This is a genomic window from Stenotrophomonas sp. YJH_SMC_120, assembly GCF_059368675.1.
The window spans coordinates 14,869-34,500 of record NZ_JCAFRY010000029.1; the positions used below are offsets into that span (position 1 = coordinate 14,869).

Consider the following 19,632-nt stretch of genomic DNA (forward strand, 5'->3'; position numbering starts at 1 on the left):
ACTGCTCTCGGCGGTCACCCGAAAAACCCGCGCTGCGCGCGAGAGTCGACTGACAGTCGACTCTACCTGGGCTGTCGCTGCGGCATCCGGTAATGCCCGATGATGGCGTGCTGGAACAACAGGTTCTCTTCGCGCGTGCCGCGCGCGATGTTGTGCAGCACCAGCGGCGTGCCATTGGCCAGCCGCCGGTCGGAGACGATGCCCACGTGCAGCAGGCCGTTGCCGTTGAGCTTCCAGGCGACGATGTCGCCGGCCGCATAGTCGGTGGCGTCGGCCGTGATCGGTTGCTGCCAGCCCTGCCGTTCGAACCAGCGCATCAGGTTCGGCACACGGCGATGATCGATGTTGCGGTCCGGCCGTGACAGGCCCCAGATCGCGGGATAGGCACTGAAATTGCCGCGCATGTCTTCATGCACGCGCGCCTGCAGGTCCAGGCCCTGGCTGCGCAGGGCACGCACCACCACGTCGGTGCACACGCCGCGATCAACCGGAACGTCGCCGCCGGGATAGGCCAGCACCTGATAGGCAGGGTCGTAGCGGGTGGTGACGCCGACCTGTGCGCGCGCCGCTGCCACCAGCGGCGGCGAAGGCGCCTGCGGCTGCGATGGCGTGAGGCCGGCGTTTCCGCCGTCGGCGGGGGCCGGGGCCGAAGGGGGCTGGCAGCCGCTGGCCAGGGCCACCGTCAGCAGCAGCACCGTCCATGGTGCCCCACCGCGCCGCGTCATGCCTGCGGCGGGGGACTGTTGCTGCCGGGGCCCGCAGAGCCACCACCCGCGCCGCCGCCACGGCGCCGACGACGGCGTGGGCCGCGGTTGCCCGGGTTGGCGGCCGGGGTGTTGCCGCCGCCCTGTTCCTTGCCCTGCGCCGATGCCGTCGGGCGCTCGTGCGCCGGTCGCGCTGGCGGGCGTGCGTTGGGCACGGGTGCGGGGACATCGCGGCCCGGCACCTGCACCACGCGCAGTTCATCGGTATCGAGCTGGATCGCGGTCAGCTTGCCGCCCCAGACTGCGCCGGTGTCGATGGCATGCACGCCCTGGGTGATGGTCAGGCCCAGCGCCGACCAGTGGCCGCAGACGATCTTCAGGTCGCGCTCGACCCGGCCCGGCACTTCGAACCAGGGGTACAGTCCCTGTTCCTGCGTGCCCGGCGTGCCCTTGTCCTCGATGCCGATGCGCCCGCGCGGGGTGCAGTAGCGCATGCGGGTGAGCACATTGATGATCGCGCGTGAACGGTCGTAGCCGGACAGGTTCGGTGCCCAGCTCGGCTTGTCGCCGTACATGTTGCGGAACAGCTTGCGGTAGCCGGCACCGTGCAGTTGCGCCTCGACCTCGGCGGCATGCTTTTCGGCCATCTGCGTGGTCCACTTCGGCGCCAGGCCTGCGTGCACCATCATCCAGCCCAGCTCGCGGTCCACGTGCACCAGCTTCTGCAGGCGCAGCCAGTCCAGCAGTTCGTCGCGGTCCTCGGCCTGCACGATGCGCAGCAGGTCCGGGTTGACCTTGCGCTGTTCCTCTTCGGTGCGTGCACCGACGGCCAGCAGCGAAAGGTCATGGTTGCCCAGCACCACCACGCTGTGCTCGCGCAGCGAATGCACCAGCCGCAGTGTTTCCAGCGACTGGCCACCGCGGTTGACCAGGTCGCCGCAGAACCACAGGGTGTCCTGCGCCGGGTCGAAGCGGATCTTCTCCAGCAGCCGCTGGGTGACGTCATAGCAGCCCTGCAGGTCGCCGATCGCCCACACACTCATCGTCCGGCCTCCGTGTCAGTGCAGGGTACGCGGGATGGCCAGCACGAAAGGTGCGACCGGCGCGGCGAATTCGGTGCCGTCGTCGGCGACCATGTCGTAGTGGCCCTGCATGGTCCCGTGATCGGTCCCCAGCATGACACCGGACGTGTAATGGAAGTCTTCACCGGGACGCAGGCGTGGCTGCTCGCCGATCACCCCGTCGCCATCGACATGCTCGACGCGGCCGTTGGCATCGGTGATGCGCCAGTGGCGTGCGACCAGGCGCGCGGCAACACGCCCCTGGTTGTGGATGCGGATCGTGTAGGCGAACGCATAGCGTCCGTCTTCCGGCGCGGATTGATCGTCGAGGAAGCGCGGTGCGACTTCGACGGAGATGGCGTAAACGTCAGCGTCTTCCATACCGGCAGTGTAATCAGGAGGCATTGGCCAAAGCGATGAATTCGGCCACGTCCAGCTGTTCGGCGCGGGCATCGGGACGCACGCCGGCGGCAACGAACTGTTCGGCGGACACCACGTTGTTCAGGGCGTTGCGCAGGGTCTTGCGGCGCTGCCCGAAGGCGGCCTTGACCACCTCGGCGAAACGCTTGTGGTCGTTGATGTTGATCGCGGCCGGGTCACGCGGCACCAGCCGCACCACGGCCGAATCGACCTTCGGCGGCGGCCGGAACGCGCCCGGCGGCACCACGAACAGCGAGGTCACCTGGCAGTAGGCCTGCAGCATCACGCTGAGCCGGCCGTACACCTTGCTGCCGGGGCCGGCGGCCATGCGGTCGACCACTTCCTTCTGCAGCATGAAATGCATGTCGCGGATAACCGCGGCATGTTCCAGTGCATGGAACAGGATCGGCGAGGAGATGTTGTAGGGCAGGTTGCCGACCAGGCGGATCGGCTGGCCGGCGGCCAGCTCGGTGAAGTCCACGCGCAGCACGTCGCGGTGGACGATGGTCAGCTCGCCCAGCGGCTCGGCGGCGGCGGTCAGCGGCGCGATCAGGTCACGGTCGAACTCGATCACCGTCAGTTTCGGATGCACGCGCAGCAGCGGCAGCGTGATCGCGCCCTGGCCGGGACCGATCTCGACCAGGCGGTCACCGTCTTTCGGGTTGACCGCCATCACGATCTTGTCGATGTAGTGGCGGTCGGCCAGGAAATGCTGGCCAAGCTGCTTCTTGGCCGGGGCGGTGAACACCGGGCCGGAGGGGGAGTGCGGGGAATTCATGCGCTCAGTGTACGTTGCCGCGCAAGCTGCGCACACAACGTCGTTGCCGCCTGCAGGCTGGAAGGATCGGCAACGCCACGGCCGGCAAGGTCCAGCGCGGTGCCGTGGTCCACTGCAACGCGTGGGTAGGGCAGGCCCAGGGTCAGGTTCACCGCCTGCTCAAAGCCCGAGTACTTCAGCACCGGCAGGCCCTGGTCGTGGTACATCGCCAGCACGGTGTCGAAGCCGGCCAGCTTGGCCGGCAGGAAGGCGGTATCGGCTGGCAGCGGCCCGATCAGGTCCATGCCCTCCGCGCGCAGGCGCTGCAGCAGCGGGATGACCAGGTCCAGTTCCTCGCGGCCCAGATGGCCGTCTTCGCCGGCGTGCGGGTTCAGGCCGAGCACGGCGATGCGTGGCGCGGGCAGGCCGAACTCGCGGCGCAGCGCGGCGTGCACGGTGCGAAGGGTGTGTTCCAGGCTGGGCGTGGTGATCGCGTCGGCCACCTCGCGCAGTGGCAGGTGGGTGGTGGCCAGGGCCACGCGCACGATGTGGTTGGCCAGCATCATCACCACCTTCACCCCAGCCTGGTCGGCCAGCAGTTCGGTGGTGCCGCTGTAGGCGATGCCGCCTTCGTTGATGACGGCCTTGTGCACCGGGCCGGTCACCACGCCGTGCAGTTCGCCTGACAGGCAGGCCTGGCCGGCACCGAGCAGGGCGCCGATGACCGCGCCGGCATTGGCCGGATCGGCCTGGCCGAAACGGCTCGGGGTGGCATTGGCCACCACGCGCAGGCGCAGGTCGCCGGGGACGCGCGCTTGGGCATCCTCGGGCAGCAGTTGCAGCGGCAGGTTCAGCGCGGCCGCGGCCGCGCGCAGGGTGTCCGGGTCGGCGAAGGCCAGCAGCCGACAATCTTCACGCGGCTGCTGGACGAGGCGGACGCACAGCTCCGGGCCGATCCCGGCGGGCTCGCCCGGTACCAGAGCGAGCTCGGGGCGCATCGATCAGGACTGCGGCGGCGTGGCGGTGTTTTCCGCGCGGTCGCCACTGCGGAAGCTGACGTAGGCTTCGCCGCGCAGTTCCTGCAGGAAGCGGTTGTACTCGTCTTCCAGCTTGCGGCGGCCAATGGTCTCGCGGACCTGGGCACGCTGGTTGTCGTTGGTCACGTCGGTCTGGCGAGTGGCCACGCGCTGCAGGATGTGCCAACCGGCATCGGTGCGGAACGGCTGGCTGACGCCGCCGTCCTGGATGGCGGCCACCTGCTGGCCAAAGGCCGGACCGAACGCATCGGCCGGGAACCAGCCCAGATCGCCGCCCTGACCCTTGCTGTTGTTGTCCTCGGAGGACTCCTTGGCCACGGTCTCGAAGTCCGCGCCACCGGCAATGCGGGCACGCAGGGTATCGATCTTGGCTTTGGCGGCCGCGTCGGTCTGATGATCGTCCACGCGCACCAGGATGTGGCGACCGTGGTACTCGGTGACGGTGCTTGCGCCAGCGGTGGCGCTGGCATCGCGCACTTCCACCAGCTTCAACAGCTGGAAGCCGCTGGGGCCACGGATCGGGCCGACTACTTCGCCGGGCTTCATCTTTTCCATCATCTGCGCGAAGGCCTGCGGGATTTCATCCAGGCTGCGCCAGCCCAGGTCGCCGCCTTCCAGCGCATTGGGGCTGTCGGAATAGCGCACGGCCGCCGCGTTGAAGTCCAGCTCGCCCTTGTCCAGCAGGGCCTTGACGCCATCGGCCTTCTTCTGGCCGGTGGCGATCTGGTCGGCGTTGGCGCCGTCCGGCAACGCGACCAGGATGTGCGCCAGGTGGTACTGGTTGCCTACCGTGGCCTGCTGCTTCAGCGCGGCATCGACTTCACCCTCGCTGACGCTGATGCGGCTCTGCGCGAAGCTCTGGCGCAGGCGCTGCACGGTGATCTCATCACGCACCGATGCGCGGAAATCGTTGAAATCGATGCCGTCGTGGGCCAGGCGCTGGCGCAGGGTGTCCAGGTTCGAACCGTTCTGCTGGGCGATGGAGTTCATCGCCTGGTTCAGCTCCTGGTCGCTGACCCGGATGCCGCTGCCCTGGGCGCGGGCCACCTGCAGCTTGACCAGCACCAGGCGCTCGAGCACCTGGCGGCTGAGCACGTCTTCCGGCGGCAGCTGGTTTTCCCGCCCGGCGTACTGCGCCTTGATGTTGGCGATCGCACGCTGGAGCTCGCTCTGCAGGATCACGTCCTCATCGACGACGGCGGCAATGCGGTCGAGCGGCTGCGCCTCCTGGGCAAGCACCTGCAGGGGGGCGGACACGCTGGACACCGCCAGCAGCGAGGCGAGTAGAACGGGGAAGCGCTTGGTCATGGGATCAGATTCGGATCGTAGTCATCGCGGGTCGCCCCGGTGTTGCTGGGCGGCACGAGATAGAGGTCGTCGCGGTTGTAGCCGAGGATAGCACGGCGCAGAGTGCGGTCCGTGTCCTGGCCGATGGAGCTCAGGCCCTTCAGGACGAACTCCACCTGGATGGAGTTGTTCATCTCGCCTTCGCGATTGCGGACATAGCGGCGGCCGACCACACGCACGGCCAGGCAGCAGCTGTCCCACTGGACACCGCCGATGATTTCCAGCGGCTCCTTGTCCTGCAGCGAGTAGTAATAGCGGCCGACCAGGCTCCAACGCGCATTCAGCGGGTACAGGAACGACAGGTCGGCCTGCTCCAGCAGGGTGCGGTCATACTTGTTGGCACCGGGCAGAGCACCGGCATTGATGCGGTAGCGGTAGCTCAGGTTGACCACGCCGTCGTTGGGCATCAGGTAGCGGGCACGGACGCTGGCCAGATCCTCGCGCTTGTACTTCGGGTCCCACTGGTAGGTGGCGCCCAGGGTCCAGCGGTCGTTGATCATGTAGTTGCCGTCGGCGATCCAGGCCGACTTGCCCTTTTCCACCGGGGCGCCGCCGGGGGTGGTGGTCACCCGCGACTCATCGAAGTACTGGATCTGGCCGATCGAGGCCGAGAAACGTTCCTTGCCGGTGGTCTGGTCGATGAACCGGGTGCTCACCGCCAGGGTCAGCTGGTTGGCGTCGTTCTGGCGGTCGGCGCCGGTGTAGCGCGAATCGCGGAACAGCTGGCCCCAGCTGAAGGTGAAGTCACGGGTGTCGAAGATCGGAAGGTCGTCCTGGTTGCGGTACGGCGTGCGCAGGTAGAACAGGCGCGGTTCCAGGGTCTGCAGGAAGGACTTGCCGCCGATGCTGGTTTCGCGGTCGAAGAACAGGCCGGCATCGATGCTGCCGATCGGCAGGCTGCGGCTGGGCGAGGTGTTGCCGCGCAGCTGCTCGGGCGTGGCCGTGTTCGGGTCGATGCCCTGCGAACTCAGGATCTGGGCCTGGATGCCTCTCACACCATCCACCAGGCCACGGTCCAGCTGATAGGCGGTGTAGCGGTAGGCCAGGGTCGGGGTCACATACCAGGCCGCGCCGCTGATCGGGAATGACACATACGGCTTCACGTCCAATCGCGAACCGCCGCTGACACCGACGCCGTCGGTCCACTGCAGTCCATTGCGGGTGTACTGCAGATCCTTACCGGTGCCGACGGCGTTCTTGAAGTTGATGTCGTCGTGGGTGAAGCGCACCGCTTCGGCGTAGATGCCGGCTTCCAGCCAGGGCCGGACCGGCTTGTCCCAGTTGAAGTACAGGCGCGGCTGGCGGTTGTAGGGCAGGGCGCGCTCGTCGAGCGTGTAGTCGGTCAGCTGCCAGCGGTCGGCCATGATGCCGGCCGTCCAGTTCGTGCCGGTGCCGTACAGGCCCACCGTGCTCTGCAGGTTGGAGGCGGTCACCCCCACCAGGCGGTTGGCGAAATCCTCGACATAGCGCTCGTCGCTGACCCAGGCCAGATTGGCACGCGCGTGCCAGTTACTGTCCAGGTTGTGGTAGCCGGAGAACATCACCCGGCCGCGGTCACGGTCGCGCAGGCGGTCGTTGGGCATGAACGAGGTCAACACCTCGCCGCGGCCGCCGTTGTAGAGGTAGCGGAACTCGTTGTCGAGCAGCAGGCCGCGCCGGCTCATGTAGCGCGGGGTCAGCGTGTCGTCGTAGTTCGGTGCCAGGTTGAAGTAGATCGGCTGGGCGTAGTCGAAGCCGTTGCGCCCGGACATGCCCAGCTGCGGGAACAGCAGGCCGGTCTTGCGGCGGTCATCGATCGGGAACTTGAAGTACGGCGCCCACAGCACCGGCACCTTGCCGATGCGCAGCACGGCGTTGCGCGCGGTGCCGAAGCCCTCGTCGTTGTCCACTTCGATCTGCGGTGCCGACAGCTTCCACACCGGCTGCGAGGGATCGCAGGTGGTGTAGGTGGAGCGGTGCATCTGGCCGACCGCACCCTGCAGGTCGACCGACTCGGCATCGCCGTTGCCCCGGCGCGACACCAGCTGGTACTTGATGTCGGAGATCTTGTGGGTATCGCTTTCCTGGTTGCCTTCGGCACGCTTGGCGACCATCCGGATCGACCCGTCCTGGTAGCGGACATTGCCGTCGGCGATGTAGTTGCCGGTCTCGGTGTCGAAGCTGAGCTTGTCGGTACCGACGAACTGGTCACCCCGGCGCAGCGCCACGTTGCCCTCGTACTGCGGCACGGTGGTGGTGCCCAGCAGCTGGTCACCCTCGATGTCGGTCGGCTGCTGCTCGCGGGCGGCCGCGGCGGCAGCCTTGTCCTGGGCCGGGACCGGGGTGGGGGCGTCAGTGAACGCGGGAATGACGTCGGTGGCCGGGCACAGGCCCCAGTTGAGCGGCTTTTCATCGGCCATCGCCGGCAGGCTGATGGCGATGCTCAGAGGCAGGGGAAGCAGGCGGAGGGCTCGGCGCACGCGGTTCGGATTCGGGCGAAAACGGACGGTAGCTTGCCCCATCCCTTGCATAGGGGCAATGAAGGACGCCGGAGCCTGCCGGTTCGGGTTCATCCGGCGGAGGTGCCCACGGACGGCGTGAGCAGGGCCTGGACATGGGCCACGCTGCACTCGGCCAGGGCCTGCAGGTCGTAGCCACCCTCCAGCATCGAGACCACCCGGCCGGCCGCGTGACGGCGTGCCAGTGCGTGCAGTTCACCGGTGATCCAGGCGAAATCGTCGGTCTCCAGCATCAGGTCCGCCTGCGGATCACGCAGGTGGGCGTCGAAGCCGGCCGAGATCAGCAGCAGCTGCGGGCGGAAGTCGTCGATGGCCGGCAGCATCTCGTCGGCCCAGACATTGCGGAAGCGGAAGCCGCCGCTGCCCGGCGGCAGCAGGATGTTCATCAGGTTGCCGGCACCGCGGTCACGGCGCAGGCCGGAATTGGGGAACAGCCCGGCCTGGTGGGTGCTGTAGTACGAGACCCGGGCGTCGTGCTGGAAGATGTCCTGGGTGCCGTTGCCGTGGTGGACGTCGAAGTCGACCACCGCGATCCGTTCCAGGCCGTGGCGGTCGCGGGCATAGGCGGCGGCGATGGCGATGTTGTTGAGCAGGCAGAAGCCCATCGCCGTGCTGCTGGTGGCGTGGTGTCCCGGCGGGCGTACCGCGCAGAAGGCCAGCGGGTCGTCGCCCAGCATCACCGCATCGACCGCGGCCACGCCGGCACCGGCGGCGTGCACGGCGGCGCTGGCCGAACCGGGTGAGGTCCAGGTGTCCATGTCCAGCTGGCGCAATGGTGCGGTCTGCGGTTGCAGCACGAAGTCGAGCAGGGCGCTGTCGTGGACCCGGGTCAGTTCACCGAACTTGGCCGGTGGCGCTTCGCGCCACTCCAGCTGGCCGGGGAACGCGGTGTGCAGCGCGTCCAGCACATGCTGCAGGCGTTGCGGGCACTCCGGGTGGCCGGGGCCGGGGTCGTGCAGCAGGCAGGACGGATGGGTGTAGACCAGCATCGTGCAGGCTCAGCGCTGGCGCTGCTGTGGTTGCCACAGCGCTTCGCCCTGGCCGTCGGCACGGGCCAGCACCCGGGCCAGTACGAACAACAGGTCCGACAACCTGTTCAGGTACTGCAACGCCTCGCTGCGCACGGCCTCGTGGCGGGCCAGGGTGACCGTTTCGCGCTCGGCGCGGCGGACGATGGTGCGGGCCAGATGGCAGCGCGCGGCGGCTTCGCCGCCGGCCGGCAGGATGAATTCCTTCAGCATCGGCAGGCCGGCGTTGTAATGGTCCAGCTGCTGTTCCAGGGCGGAGACATCGGCGGCGTGGATCGCGGCGTGGCCGGGGATGCACAGTTCGGCGCCCAGGTCGAACAACTGGTGCTGCAGATGCACCACCAGCGCGCGCACATCCTCGGGCAGGGGCACGGCCAGCAGCAGGCCGAGCGCGGCATTGGCCTCGTCGACGGTGCCGTAGGACGCCACCCGGGCGTCATCCTTGGGCACGCGCTGGCCGTCACCGAGGCCGGTACTGCCGTCGTCGCCGGTGCGGGTGTAGATGCGCGAGAGGCGATGACCCATGTCGCGGCTCAGTGGCGGATGTCGCGGCGGGCCTGCTGGAGCTTCAACACCTGCTCCACGGCCAGCTGCAGGGCGGCGGCCAGCGCCACGTAGATCGCCGTGGTGCGCAAGTAGGGGCCGAACCACTGCGCGTAGTTCTGTGCCCAGCCGGCCAGGGTCGGCTCGGCCACGTTGCTGCTGGTCCAGTAGAAGCCGCCCTGCGCCAGCAGGTGGCAGACCGCCACCGAGGCGACCAGCAGCAGCGCGCCCTTGGCCAGTACCGGCCAGCGCGCGCTCTGGTAGTTGCGGCCCAGCAGCATGCCGCCGGCCCACAGCGAGAAATAGGCCGGCAGCAGCAGCCAGTAGCCCGGCGACACGCAGTAGTGCTGCCAGAAGTCCAGGCCGCTGCTGCGGATCACGATCCAGTCCACCAGCACCGCGAACACCATCAGCAGCGGGAACGCCCAGCGCGTCCAGCGGGCCAGGTAGAAGCCACCGATGAAGAACACCGCCCATGAGGCATCGGGGATCGCCGCGAAGTGATTGACACGGGTCGCTGCCAGCACCAGAACGAGCACGGACAGGACGAAGGCGCGGTTGGCAGTGTCGGACATGGTGGCGGGCCCGGAGCGGATTCAGGTTTCATTCTAGCCCGCCGCGCGGGTTGGCGCAGGACCGGCCGTTCGGCGTACAGACGGGGCGAGCGCGTATCATGAACGCATGAGTGAACGACATGACGTGCTGATTGTCGGTGGTGGCCTGGTCGGCGCCAGCCTGGCCATTGCCCTGGACCGCCTCGGCCGCGACGTGGGCCTGCTCGAGGCCAGCCCGGCCGGCGAGCTGCCGGCGGTGTTCGACCAGCGCAATCTCAGTTTTGCCGCTGCCACTGTCAATGCGCTGACCGCGCTGGGGGTGATGCAGAAGCTGGCGATGGCACCGGGCCCGATCCGGCGCATCCACGTCAGCCGTGCCGGCGATTTCGGCCGTGTGCAGCTGGAAGCGGCCGATTACGACCGGCCTTGGTTCGGCCAGGTGGTGGTCGCCCGCGACTTCGGCCAGGCGCTGGAAGCGCGGCTTCAGGAGCTGCCGCGGCTGCGCCGTTACCGGCCGATGCGGTTCCTGGGCCTGGGTGAAGTGGTCGACGGCTACCGCCAGGTGCGGGTCGCCGATGAGGCCGGCGAGCGCGTATTGCTGGCACGGCTGGTGGTGGGTGCCGACGGTACGACCAGTGGCGTGCGTGGTGCACTGGGCATCGAGGTCGACCGCCATGATTTCCAGCAGACCCTGTTCGTGGCCCGTGTACGCAGCCAGCGCGTGCCGGATGGCACCGCGTGGGAGCGTTTCACCGATACCGGCCCGACGGCCCTGCTGCCGCGCGGCGATCGTCACTTCGGCACCGTGCATGGTGTTGCGCGCGATCAGGCCGATGCGGTGATGGCGCTGGACGATGCCGCCTGGCTGCAACGCCTGCAGAACGCGATCGGCTGGCGTGCCGGCCGCCTGCTCGAGTCCGGCCCGCGCAGCGCCTACCCGCTCATCCAGGTGCTGGCGGGCGCCCTGGCCGGTGAGCGCACGGTGCTGCTGGGCAATGCCGCGCAGACCATTCATCCGCTGGGTGCACAGGGCTTCAACCTGGGCCTGCGCGATGCGCTGACCCTGGCCGAGCTGCTGGAGGATGCGCATGAAGATGCCGGCAGTGATGCACTGCTGCAGGCCTATGTCGCGCGCCGCGAGGAAGATCGCCGGCAGACGGTGGCGTTCTCCGGCGGCCTGGCGCGCCTGACCAGCAACCCGGCGCCGCTGATGCGGCCGCTGCGCAGCCTCGGCCTGGTGGCCGCGCAACGCGCATCGGTGCAGTCGATGCTGGTCGGTGGCGCGATGGGCTTCCGCGGCGAAGTGCCGCGCCTGTGCCGCGGAGAAGCCGCATGAGCCGGCGCATGCGCCTTGATGTGGCCATCGTCGGTGGTGGCGTGGTCGGTGCCGCGTGCGCGCTGGCGCTGGCCGATGCCGGCCTGTCGGTTGCGCTGGTGGAAGGTCGTGAGCCCGCGCCGTGGCAGGCCGCACAGCCTGACCTCCGCGTGTTCGCCTTCGCTGCTGACAACGTACAACTGTTGAGCCGCCTGGGCGTGTGGCCGGCGATCGTGCAGGCCCGCGCCTGGCCCTACCGGCGCATGCAGGTGTGGGATGCGGCCGGTGGCGAAGATCTGCTGTTCGATGCCGATCGCTTCGGCCGTCGTGAACTGGGCTACATCGTCGAGAACGGCCTGCTGCAGGATCGCCTGTGGGCGGCGTTGCCGGCGGCGGGCGTGCAGCTGCACTGCCCGGCGCGGGTGGAAGCGCTGGAGCAGGACGACGACGGCGTGCGCCTGCGCCTGGATGACGGTCGTCGCCTGGAAGCGGCATTGGCGGTAGCCGCCGACGGCGCCGAATCGACCCTGCGCCAACTGGCCGGGATCGAGGTTGAAAAGCATGACTACCACCAGCGTGGCGTGGTGGCCTACGTGGACAGCGATCTTCCCAACCAGGCCACCGCCTGGCAGCGTTTCCTGCCGAGCGGGCCGCTGGCGCTGCTGCCGGTGGCCGAGCGCCGCAGCTCGATCGTCTGGACCCTGCCCGAGGACGAGGCGGCGCGCGTGCTGGCGCTGGACGAAGACAGCTTCAACCGCGAACTGACCCGCGCCTTCGCGGCGCGGCTGGGTGAGCTGCGGCTGGGATCACCGCGCGCAGCCTTCCCGCTGCGCCGCCAGCTGGCACGTCACTACGTGGCCGGCCGTGTGCTGGCATTGGGTGATGCCGCGCACGTGGTGCATCCGCTGGCCGGGCAGGGCGTGAACCTGGGCCTGCGCGATGTGGCCGCCCTGCAGCAGTGGCTGGCGCCGTCGGCCGAGCGCCGTGGCCAGCCGCGGCTGTCGCCGCAGCGCCTGCAGCGCTGGGCACGCGAACGGCGCAGCGACAACCACATCGCCGCCTACAGCTTCGATGCGATCAACCGCCTGTTCTCCAACGACGAAATGCACCTGACCCTGGCCCGCGGACGCGCGCTGGGCTGCGTCGGCAAATGGCCGCCGATGGTGCAGGCATTCTGGAAGCGCGCCGCCGGGGTGTAGCCGGAGAGCGAACCGCACGTTGCTGGGGGGCACCGCTGGCGCGTTAGCAACCACGGGATCCCGCTCTGGTAGGTGCCAACCTTGGTTGGCACGTCTGCCAGGTCACGTCGGCCCAGATGGGGCGACGGCGTTTCCGATGCTGTGCCAACCAAGGTTGGCACCTACCGGAAGCGGACTCCGCTACCGCTACCGCCGTTGCTCCAGTAGATCCACGCCATGCGTGGATGAAGATCGCGCTGGATCAAAAAAGGGGACGGAGGGGATTAAGTCGTTTGTGCCACAAACGACTTAATCCCCTCCGTCCCCTTTTTCAGTCGACCAGCCAGCCGGCCAGGTCGGCACGATCCAGCTTGCCGCGACGCTTCACGTCCAACGCATTGAACTCATCGGCCAGCGCCGGATTCGCCTGCGCTTCCTCGCGGCTGATGAAACCATCGCCGTTCACATCCAGCGCAGCGAAGTGGATGCGGTACTGGCCAACCACGCTGCTCGGTTCCAGCGAACGCACGGTCACCTGCGCCTCGCCGGCCGGCTGCGGAATCTCGACGCTGCCGCTGACCCGGCCCGCATCCAGCGGTTGCTGGCGGATCGCGCCGCCGGTGGGGCCCAGCGGCTGGCTTTGTGCCGGGGTGTGCGGCAATTGCTGGGCCACCGCTGGTGCGGCGGCCAGCAGGGTGATCAGCAGCGGAATCGTTCGATGTCGCATGGATGCTCCTCCCTCTGCAGCGCCGGGGTATGCCCGGCGGACGTGATGGCCTCAGCGCAACGGCGAGGCCAGTACGGTGATCTCCTCACGGTCGTGATAGAGCTGCTTGGCACGCACCACCAGCGGTTTGCCGGCCTGGTCCTGGAACAGGTCCAGGCACAGGCGGGTTTCGTCCCAGCGCTTCTTCATCGGGAGCTTCAGGTTGAAGATCGCGTGCCGGCACCAGCCTTCGCGGAACCAGGTGGCCATGCGTTCGGCCACGCGGCGCGGCTGCTCGACCATGTCGCAGACCATCCAGTCCAGCGGCTGTTCCGGGTGCCAGTGGAAGCCATCGGCGCGCAGGTGCTCGACCAGGCCGGTGTCCAGCACGTGCTGGCGCAGTGGGCCGTTGTCGATGCTCAACACGTGCATGTGCTGGCGGGTCAGCACCCAGGTCCAGCCGCCGGGGGCGGCGCCCAGGTCGGCTGCACGCATGCCGGGCTTGGCCAGTGCTTCGCGTTCTTCCGGCGTCAGCAGGGTCAGCAGTGCTTCGTCCAGCTTCAGCGCCGAACGCGAGGGTGCTTCGGGCAGCAGCTTCAGGCGCGGGATGCCCAGTGCCCACGGCGCGCTGTCGGTCGGGTCGGCCACGCAGACGAAGGCGTGGGTGCCGTCGACGAACACCACATGCAGGCGCGGCAGGCGGTTGTTCGGCTTGTCAGTCAGCTTGCCGGCCTTGCGCAGCGCCGGGCGCAGTGCGTTGCCGAAGGCGCGGGCCAACCCGGACAGCGGCTTGCCGGCGTCCGAGTCCGGGTGTTCCACCCACAGGTCGCCGAAGCGCGGCGCATCGGCCAGCACGTCGAGCATCGGGGTAATACGGTCGGCCGGGTCCAGCTGCGGCAGCTCGGCCAGCACCACCAGCTTCTGCCGCGCGAAAATCAGCTCGCGCCAGCGCAGGCGCGGCGCCAGCGCGGCGGCTTCGTCGCACATGAAAAGCACGTAGCCATCATTGCGCTGGGTGCGCGCGTAGCCGGCGAAACCGGCTTCACCGGCGCGGAACTGCAGCTCGCCGGCCAGCTCGGGCTCGAAGCCCTGCCGGCACAGGCACAGCAGGCCGATGCCGGTCTCAGTAACGGGCGCCATCGCTTTCCCCGTAGGTGCGCAGCACGCTGCGCGCGGCGTCGCGGTTCAGGCCCTGCACCACTTCGATGCCACGCTTGTTGAGCTCGCCGACCCAGTCGGCCGGCAGCGGGCCTTCATCGAACGGGGTCAGTTCCTCGACGTCGGCCGAGTTGGCACCGATCAGCAGGCGGTCGATGCCGGCCCACACGGTAGCGCCATAGCACTGGCAGCACGGCTGCGAACTGGTGGCCAGGGTGACCGGCGACAGCACCGCGTTCAGGCGCGGGGTCTGCAGGCGCTGCTGGGCCAGCATGTAGGCCATGTTCTCGGCGTGCGCCAGCGAGGTCGCGTGCGGCATCACCCGGTTCACGCCCGCGGCGATGACCTTGTCGTCCGGTCCGAACACCACGGCACCGAACGGACCGCCACTGGCGTGCTCGACGTTCAGCCGCGACAGCTCGATCGCCAGCGCGACCTTGGCCTCATCGCTCGGATATCGACGATCCAGGTCGATCTGGTCGTGGATCCAGGCGGGAAGGGTCAGGTGGACTTGCGCGTACAGCATCGCGGGGGTGCCTCGTGTGGGATGGGAAAAAGTGCGGTTGCTTGGGGAACCGGCGCGCAGTGTAGCCGCACGGGCCTGTACCGGGTGTGGGCGTGGGTCAGCCCGGCGAGCCGGTGCGGATCACCACGTACTGCTTACGGAACTCCAGCCCGGCCTGCGGCCAGCTGGCCGCGTAGGCGCGCAGCAGGGGCAGGGCGGCGGCGAAGTCGTGGCCGTTGACCCGGCAATCGGCCTCGCACAGGCCGTCGGCATCGCGCGAGGCGAACAGGCGGATGGCGAGGAATTGGCGGGCTTTCAGCAGCTCGTCGAAGGCCTCCATGCTGCGGGTGAACAGGCAGCAGGGGCAGGAGCCATGATCGTCTTCGCTGCAGGTGGAGGCATCCACTTCCTGTGCACGGTAGTGCGCCAACGGCCCCAGCACTACAGTGCGCTCGTGTTCCTCGCCATTGTCACCGGCCGGATAGGTCAGGCCCATCATCGGCAGGCCCTGTGCGTCTTGGGCGCCGATCGCGGTCTGCAGGGTCACCAGGTCCACCCGGGCCCAGGCCTGGAAGCCGGACAACAGCGATGCCTGCTCATCGGCACCATTTGCGTGCTGGTACTCGAACAGACCATCGGCGAACAACTGCGGATGCTGGCTTTCAATGACGGTGGAGGTCTGCCAACCACCGTTGTCGCGCGCGTGTGCGGCCATTGCATGCGGGGTCAGGCGCAGGCCGCTGTCCAGCAGCAGCGCGTTGCCGTCGACGTGGCTGGCGACGCCCGCGTCCTGAAGGACCTGCTGCAGCAGCGGGAGGAGAGCGGCGGAGGTCGTGGTCATGTCAGGCCTGTGGGGTGGATGGGGTGGAACATCCAGGCAGGGCCTGGGCATCTAGCGGTCGAGCGCGTCGAGTTCGGCGCGATATCGCTGCGCGTCGGATTGCTGCTGCGGATCGTTGCCGTGGTCGCGCAGCCAGCTTTCCAGCTCGCGGCGATAGTCCGCGCGGAACTCGGCATTGCCCGGGCTGAAATGCAGCTTGCGTGCCGCCACCTCCACCCGCTCGCGCGCGCTGGCCCGGGCCTGGGCGACGCCGTGCGGGGATTCATTGGTGAGGATGACGAAGTTGCGTGGGAAGCCCGGCGTGTACTTGACCACGAACGGCTGGTCGCGCGCCGGGATACGGATGGCGTTTTCCAGCGGCCACAGCGAAGCGGTGTTGGTGTGGAACACCACGTCCACGTCGCGGCCCTCGGCGGTACGCAGCACCCCTTCGTAGCGCCAGATGTACTGCGCGTTGAGCGTGGAGCTGGTTCGCTCGGCCTTGACGATCACCGCTTCACCACGCTCGCCCACCACGTTGAGGAAGGTGGCGTTGAGGAAGTGGCCGAAGAACATGTTGAGCATCGCCAGCGGGAACACCACGATGGCGTAGCCCGGAAAGCGCCGCCACCACGAGACCAGCCCGGCCAGCACCATCGCTGCAAAGAACGTCAGCAGCGGATGCTGCGAGATGAACCAGAACAGGACGGAGAGGGCGGTGATCATTGTCGATGGCGTGCGGGCGCCGTGCTGGCGCCCGCGCAGGTCCTCAGGCCGACCAGGTATCGCGCAGGGTCACGCTGCGGTTGAACACCGGCGTGGCTTCGGTGTGGTCGCGGCGGTCGGCGACGAAGTAGCCGGTACGTTCGAACTGGAACGACTGCTCCGGCGCGGCGCTGGCCGCGGCCGGCTCGACATAGCCGGTGACGGTGCGGCGCGATTCCGGATTGAGGTAATCGCGGTAGGTCTTGCCTTCCGATTCATCATCCGGGTTCGGCACCGAGAACAGGCGGTCGTACAGGCGGATCTCGGCCGGCACACCATGCACGGCGCTGACCCAGTGGATGGTGCCCTTGACCTTGCGGTTGGCGCCTTCCATGCCCGGACGCGATTCCGGATCCAGCCAGCCGCGCAGCTCGGTGATGGTGCCGTCGGCATCCTTGATCACTTCGTCGCAGCGGATGATGCCGGCGCCGCGCAGGCGCACTTCGCCACCCGGCACCAGGCGCTTCCAGCCCTTCGGCGGCACTTCGGCGAAGTCCTCGCGGTCGATCCACACTTCGCGTGCGAACGGCACGTCGCGGCTGCCGAAGCTCTCGTCCTTCGGGTGGTTGCTGAAGGTCAGCTGTTCTTCATGGCCCTCAGGCAGGTTGGTCAGCACCAGCTTGACCGGATCGATCACTGCCATGCGGCGCGGCGCGGCACTGTCCAGGTCTTCGCGCAACGCGCCTTCCAGCACGCTGAAGTCGATCAGCGAGTTCTGCTTGCTGATGCCCACGCGCTCGGCGAACAGGCGCATCGCGGCCGGGGTGTAGCCACGGCGACGCAGGCCCTGCAGGGTCGGCATGCGCGGGTCTTCCCAGCCGTCCACCAGCTGCTCGGTGACCAGCGCCATCAGCTTGCGCTTGCTCATCACCGTGTAGTTGATGTTCAGACGCGAGAACTCGATCTGGCGCGGCTTGGCGGCTTCGCGCGGCATGCCGGCATCGACCAGCGGCTGGGTCAGCGCGTCGTCATGGGCGAAATCGACGTTGTCCACGCACCAGTCGTACAGCGGGCGGTGGTCTTCGAACTCCAGCGTGCACAGCGAGTGGGTGATGCCCTCGATCGAATCACCCAGCGCGTGGGCGAAGTCGTACATCGGGTAGATCGGCCACGCGTTGCCGGTGTTCTGGTGCTCGACGTGCTTGATGCGGTACAGCGCCGGATCGCGCAGGTTGATGTTGCCGCTGGCCATGTCGATTTTCGCGCGCAGGGTGCGCGCGCCATCCGGGAACTCGCCTGCGCGCATGCGGCGGAACAGATCGAGGTTTTCCTCGACGCTGCGGTCGCGCCACGGCGACGGGCGGCCCGGTTCGGTGAGGGTGCCGCGGTAGGCGCGCACTTCCTCGGCCGACAGGTCGCAGACGTAGGCCTTGCCCTGCTCGATCAGCTTCTCCGCGGCCAGGTAATAGGCCTGGAAGTAGTCCGAAGCATGGCGCAGCTCGTTCCACTCGAAGCCCAGCCAGCGCACGTCGTCCTGGATCGCGGCCACGTATTCCGGGTCTTCCTTGGCCGGGTTGGTGTCGTCGAAGCGCAGGTTGCAGACGCCGCTGAATTCGCCGGCGATGCCGAAGTTCAGGCAGATCGACTTGGCGTGGCCAATGTGCAGGTAGCCGTTCGGCTCCGGCGGGAAGCGGGTCTTGATCGCCTGGTGCTTTCCGCTGGCCAGGTCCTCGCGCACGATCTGGCGGATGAAATCGCGCTTCTCGTGGCTGTCGGCGGGGGTCTCGGGGCTGGCGGGGGTGTGCTCGGACATGAGTCTGGGGCGAAAAAGGGCAGAAAGACCAACAGTCTAGCGCGTACGGGGCAGGGCTGCCCGGTGGGGTGTGGGGATGCCGGCCAGCGGCCGGCACTACCCAACTGCACGGCGATCCACATTCCGCAGGCCCGCTGCCGGCGCTACCGGAAGGTGGATGGGTAGTGCCGGCCGCTGGCCGGCAGAACGGTCATGCGCCGTCACCACCACCATTCAGCCCCCGGGCGTATGCTGGAACCCTGTCCCACGGAGCCGCCGCATGCACATCGTGTACAAGGCCGACAACCTGTTCGACGCCCACCTGGTCAAGCACGCGCTGGAAGATGCCGGCATCCCGGCCTTCGTGTTTGGCGAGCAGCTGCTGGGCGGCATGGGCGAGCTGCCGCTGTTTGGTGTGCTGCGGGTGGGAATCCCCGATGCGGCACGCCCGCAGGCCGAGGACATCGTGGCGGCGCTGGACTTGGGCCACGCGCCGGACGCCCCCATTTCAGATGCAGACGACATAGCCGGACTTCCGGCGTAGGAGCGCATCATGTTGGGAATTGGCCAGGGCATCCTCGGCATCGGCGCCTTCAAGCAGCGCCTGCCGCGCCCGGAAGAGGCATTGCCGGGGCGCGAGCAGCCATTGCCGCTGCACAGCAACCAGCACTTCGTGAACAGCCATCCGCTGAAGGACCGCTTCGCCGGCCTGCAGCAGATCCGCTTCGCGCTGGGCTGTTTCTGGGGCGCCGAGCGCAAGTTCTGGACCGAGCTGGGCGTGTACAGCACCTCGGTGGGCTATGCCGGGGGCATCACCCCGAACCCGACCTATGAAGAAGTGTGCTCGGGCCTGACCGGGCACACCGAAGTGGTGCAGGTGGTGTTCGACCCGGCGGTGGTGAGCTTGGAGCGCCTGCTGCAGCTGTTCTGGGAGAGCCACGACCCGACCCAGGGCATGCGCCAGGGCAATGACACCGGCACCCAGTACCGCTCGGCGATCCACGCTACCGACGAGGCGCAGTACAAGGCCGCGCTGGCCAGCCGCGAGGCCTACCAGGCTCAGCTGGATGCGGCCGGCTACGGCCCGATTACCACTGAGATCATGTACCCGGCACCGGCGTACTACTACGCCGAGGATTACCACCAGCAGTACCTGGCGAAGAACCCGAACGGCTACTGCGGCATCGGCGGCACCGGCGTGAGCTGCCCGATCGGGTTGGATGTGGAGGCGCCGCGCTGACGCGCGGTGGTCCGCCTGCGGCGGGCAACGTCAACGGCTGAAAGCCAAAGCGGCTCTGGGTTTCTGCGGGTTGGGTGGGGCGGTGTGGGTTGGCAGGACACGCCGTGAACCCCGCTCCGCGGTCCGGCCCAGCCGCTGGCGGCTGTGCGTTCGGGCGCTTGCGAAGCAGTGCTTCGCAAGCAAAGCGCCCTCACCCCTGGGGGCTCGATGGCGCCATCCATGGCGCCAACGGTCCTGCCAGCCGCCCCCGTCCCACCTTCGACA

The 19,632-nt window shown here is 68.3% G+C and carries 20 protein-coding genes; 4 read left to right on the forward strand and 16 right to left on the reverse strand.

Annotated features, from left to right (window positions below):
• Window positions 1-62: 62 nt before the first annotated feature.
• The 10 genes from AC5P60_RS20415 to AC5P60_RS20460 all read right to left on the reverse strand — a co-directional run bounded on the left by AC5P60_RS20415 (window position 63) and on the right by AC5P60_RS20460 (window position 9,970).
• Window positions 63-725: a DUF1287 domain-containing protein gene (locus AC5P60_RS20415; protein WP_483693541.1), complete on the reverse strand. Its 663-nt coding sequence runs from the start codon at window positions 723-725 to the stop codon at window positions 63-65.
• Window positions 722-1,747, reverse strand: coding sequence for a symmetrical bis(5'-nucleosyl)-tetraphosphatase (locus AC5P60_RS20420; protein ID WP_483693540.1), 1,026 nt, complete (start codon window positions 1,745-1,747; stop codon window positions 722-724). Before AC5P60_RS20420 ends, AC5P60_RS20415 begins: the two co-directional genes overlap by 4 nt.
• Window positions 1,748-1,762: 15 nt before the next feature.
• Window positions 1,763-2,146: a Co2+/Mg2+ efflux facilitator ApaG/CorD gene (gene apaG / locus AC5P60_RS20425; RefSeq protein ID WP_005412297.1), complete on the reverse strand. Its 384-nt coding sequence runs from the start codon at window positions 2,144-2,146 to the stop codon at window positions 1,763-1,765.
• A gap of 13 nt (window positions 2,147-2,159) precedes the next feature.
• Window positions 2,160-2,963 (reverse strand): 16S rRNA (adenine(1518)-N(6)/adenine(1519)-N(6))-dimethyltransferase RsmA, encoded by an 804-nt coding sequence (rsmA, locus tag AC5P60_RS20430; protein ID WP_169448134.1) that lies wholly within the window; start codon window positions 2,961-2,963, stop codon window positions 2,160-2,162.
• Complete coding sequence (pdxA, locus tag AC5P60_RS20435; RefSeq protein ID WP_033834751.1) at window positions 2,960-3,940, reverse strand: 4-hydroxythreonine-4-phosphate dehydrogenase PdxA; 981 nt, start codon at window positions 3,938-3,940, stop codon at window positions 2,960-2,962. Before pdxA ends, rsmA begins: the two co-directional genes overlap by 4 nt.
• Window positions 3,941-3,943: 3 nt before the next feature.
• Window positions 3,944-5,287, reverse strand: coding sequence for a peptidylprolyl isomerase (locus AC5P60_RS20440; protein WP_033835926.1), 1,344 nt, complete (start codon window positions 5,285-5,287; stop codon window positions 3,944-3,946).
• Window positions 5,284-7,785, reverse strand: coding sequence for an LPS-assembly protein LptD (gene lptD / locus AC5P60_RS20445; protein WP_483693539.1), 2,502 nt, complete (start codon window positions 7,783-7,785; stop codon window positions 5,284-5,286). The genes AC5P60_RS20440 and lptD overlap by 4 nt, the downstream gene beginning before the upstream one ends.
• A gap of 89 nt (window positions 7,786-7,874) precedes the next feature.
• Window positions 7,875-8,813, reverse strand: a complete 939-nt coding sequence (locus AC5P60_RS20450; RefSeq protein WP_005412302.1) for a histone deacetylase family protein — start codon at window positions 8,811-8,813, stop codon at window positions 7,875-7,877.
• Between the two features lie 9 nt (window positions 8,814-8,822).
• Window positions 8,823-9,377 carry a cob(I)yrinic acid a,c-diamide adenosyltransferase gene (locus AC5P60_RS20455; RefSeq protein ID WP_033834179.1) on the reverse strand — a complete coding sequence of 185 codons (555 nt, stop codon included), beginning with the start codon at window positions 9,375-9,377 and terminating at the stop codon, window positions 8,823-8,825.
• A gap of 8 nt (window positions 9,378-9,385) precedes the next feature.
• Window positions 9,386-9,970: a hypothetical protein gene (locus tag AC5P60_RS20460; protein ID WP_005408145.1), complete on the reverse strand. Its 585-nt coding sequence runs from the start codon at window positions 9,968-9,970 to the stop codon at window positions 9,386-9,388.
• A 106-nt stretch (window positions 9,971-10,076) separates the two neighbouring features.
• Here AC5P60_RS20460 and ubiH point away from each other — a divergent pair, with 106 nt between their 5' ends.
• Together ubiH and AC5P60_RS20470 are read left to right on the forward strand one after the other, a co-directional pair.
• The gene (gene ubiH / locus AC5P60_RS20465) at window positions 10,077-11,285 is read left to right on the forward strand and encodes a 2-octaprenyl-6-methoxyphenyl hydroxylase (protein WP_483693538.1); all 1,209 of its coding nucleotides are present in this window, start codon (window positions 10,077-10,079) and stop codon (window positions 11,283-11,285) included.
• Window positions 11,282-12,463 (forward strand): UbiH/UbiF family hydroxylase, encoded by a 1,182-nt coding sequence (locus AC5P60_RS20470; RefSeq protein ID WP_483693537.1) that lies wholly within the window; start codon window positions 11,282-11,284, stop codon window positions 12,461-12,463. The genes ubiH and AC5P60_RS20470 overlap by 4 nt, the downstream gene beginning before the upstream one ends.
• A gap of 310 nt (window positions 12,464-12,773) precedes the next feature.
• Here the strand turns inward: AC5P60_RS20470 and AC5P60_RS20475 are convergent, their stop codons facing one another.
• The 6 genes from AC5P60_RS20475 to AC5P60_RS20500 all read right to left on the reverse strand — a co-directional run bounded on the left by AC5P60_RS20475 (window position 12,774) and on the right by AC5P60_RS20500 (window position 18,149).
• Complete coding sequence (locus AC5P60_RS20475; RefSeq protein ID WP_005408148.1) at window positions 12,774-13,169, reverse strand: EF-hand domain-containing protein; 396 nt, start codon at window positions 13,167-13,169, stop codon at window positions 12,774-12,776.
• Between the two features lie 51 nt (window positions 13,170-13,220).
• Window positions 13,221-14,288, reverse strand: coding sequence for a 23S rRNA (cytidine(2498)-2'-O)-methyltransferase RlmM (gene rlmM, locus AC5P60_RS20480; RefSeq protein ID WP_033834177.1), 1,068 nt, complete (start codon window positions 14,286-14,288; stop codon window positions 13,221-13,223).
• Window positions 14,272-14,832, reverse strand: coding sequence for a nucleoside deaminase (locus tag AC5P60_RS20485; protein ID WP_033834176.1), 561 nt, complete (start codon window positions 14,830-14,832; stop codon window positions 14,272-14,274). Before AC5P60_RS20485 ends, rlmM begins: the two co-directional genes overlap by 17 nt.
• Before the next feature lie 97 nt (window positions 14,833-14,929).
• A complete protein-coding gene (locus AC5P60_RS20490) occupies window positions 14,930-15,652 on the reverse strand; it encodes a DUF6348 family protein (RefSeq protein ID WP_033834175.1) in 723 nt (240 codons plus the stop codon).
• Window positions 15,653-15,703: 51 nt separating this feature from the next.
• A complete protein-coding gene (locus tag AC5P60_RS20495) occupies window positions 15,704-16,357 on the reverse strand; it encodes a hypothetical protein (protein ID WP_483693536.1) in 654 nt (217 codons plus the stop codon).
• 43 nt (window positions 16,358-16,400) lie between these two features.
• Window positions 16,401-18,149 carry a glutamine--tRNA ligase/YqeY domain fusion protein gene (locus tag AC5P60_RS20500; RefSeq protein WP_049454333.1) on the reverse strand — a complete coding sequence of 583 codons (1,749 nt, stop codon included), beginning with the start codon at window positions 18,147-18,149 and terminating at the stop codon, window positions 16,401-16,403.
• A gap of 259 nt (window positions 18,150-18,408) precedes the next feature.
• Here AC5P60_RS20500 and AC5P60_RS20505 point away from each other — a divergent pair, with 259 nt between their 5' ends.
• Window positions 18,409-18,672 (forward strand): putative signal transducing protein, encoded by a 264-nt coding sequence (locus AC5P60_RS20505; RefSeq protein ID WP_005408153.1) that lies wholly within the window; start codon window positions 18,409-18,411, stop codon window positions 18,670-18,672.
• Window positions 18,673-18,702: 30 nt separating this feature from the next.
• Window positions 18,703-19,368, forward strand: a complete 666-nt coding sequence (msrA, locus tag AC5P60_RS20510; RefSeq protein ID WP_483693545.1) for a peptide-methionine (S)-S-oxide reductase MsrA — start codon at window positions 18,703-18,705, stop codon at window positions 19,366-19,368.
• Window positions 19,369-19,632 lie beyond the last annotated feature (264 nt).

What these genes read in the sequence shown, in the direction of transcription:
- AC5P60_RS20415 (WP_483693541.1), bottom strand. Translation starts at nt 725, where the DNA reads ATGACGCGGCGCGGTGGGGCACCATGGACGGTGCTGCTGCTGACGGTG.
- AC5P60_RS20420 (WP_483693540.1), bottom strand. Translation starts at nt 1,747, where the DNA reads ATGAGTGTGTGGGCGATCGGCGACCTGCAGGGCTGCTATGACGTCACC.
- apaG (WP_005412297.1), bottom strand. Translation starts at nt 2,146, where the DNA reads ATGGAAGACGCTGACGTTTACGCCATCTCCGTCGAAGTCGCACCGCGC.
- rsmA (WP_169448134.1), bottom strand. Translation starts at nt 2,963, where the DNA reads ATGAATTCCCCGCACTCCCCCTCCGGCCCGGTGTTCACCGCCCCGGCC.
- pdxA (WP_033834751.1), bottom strand. Translation starts at nt 3,940, where the DNA reads ATGCGCCCCGAGCTCGCTCTGGTACCGGGCGAGCCCGCCGGGATCGGC.
- AC5P60_RS20440 (WP_033835926.1), bottom strand. Translation starts at nt 5,287, where the DNA reads ATGACCAAGCGCTTCCCCGTTCTACTCGCCTCGCTGCTGGCGGTGTCC.
- AC5P60_RS20450 (WP_005412302.1), bottom strand. Translation starts at nt 8,813, where the DNA reads ATGCTGGTCTACACCCATCCGTCCTGCCTGCTGCACGACCCCGGCCCC.
- AC5P60_RS20455 (WP_033834179.1), bottom strand. Translation starts at nt 9,377, where the DNA reads ATGGGTCATCGCCTCTCGCGCATCTACACCCGCACCGGCGACGACGGC.
- AC5P60_RS20460 (WP_005408145.1), bottom strand. Translation starts at nt 9,970, where the DNA reads ATGTCCGACACTGCCAACCGCGCCTTCGTCCTGTCCGTGCTCGTTCTG.
- ubiH (WP_483693538.1), top strand. Translation starts at nt 10,077, where the DNA reads ATGAGTGAACGACATGACGTGCTGATTGTCGGTGGTGGCCTGGTCGGC.
- AC5P60_RS20470 (WP_483693537.1), top strand. Translation starts at nt 11,282, where the DNA reads ATGAGCCGGCGCATGCGCCTTGATGTGGCCATCGTCGGTGGTGGCGTG.
- AC5P60_RS20475 (WP_005408148.1), bottom strand. Translation starts at nt 13,169, where the DNA reads ATGCGACATCGAACGATTCCGCTGCTGATCACCCTGCTGGCCGCCGCA.
- rlmM (WP_033834177.1), bottom strand. Translation starts at nt 14,288, where the DNA reads ATGGCGCCCGTTACTGAGACCGGCATCGGCCTGCTGTGCCTGTGCCGG.
- AC5P60_RS20485 (WP_033834176.1), bottom strand. Translation starts at nt 14,832, where the DNA reads ATGCTGTACGCGCAAGTCCACCTGACCCTTCCCGCCTGGATCCACGAC.
- AC5P60_RS20490 (WP_033834175.1), bottom strand. Translation starts at nt 15,652, where the DNA reads ATGACCACGACCTCCGCCGCTCTCCTCCCGCTGCTGCAGCAGGTCCTT.
- AC5P60_RS20495 (WP_483693536.1), bottom strand. Translation starts at nt 16,357, where the DNA reads ATGATCACCGCCCTCTCCGTCCTGTTCTGGTTCATCTCGCAGCATCCG.
- AC5P60_RS20500 (WP_049454333.1), bottom strand. Translation starts at nt 18,149, where the DNA reads ATGTCCGAGCACACCCCCGCCAGCCCCGAGACCCCCGCCGACAGCCAC.
- AC5P60_RS20505 (WP_005408153.1), top strand. Translation starts at nt 18,409, where the DNA reads ATGCACATCGTGTACAAGGCCGACAACCTGTTCGACGCCCACCTGGTC.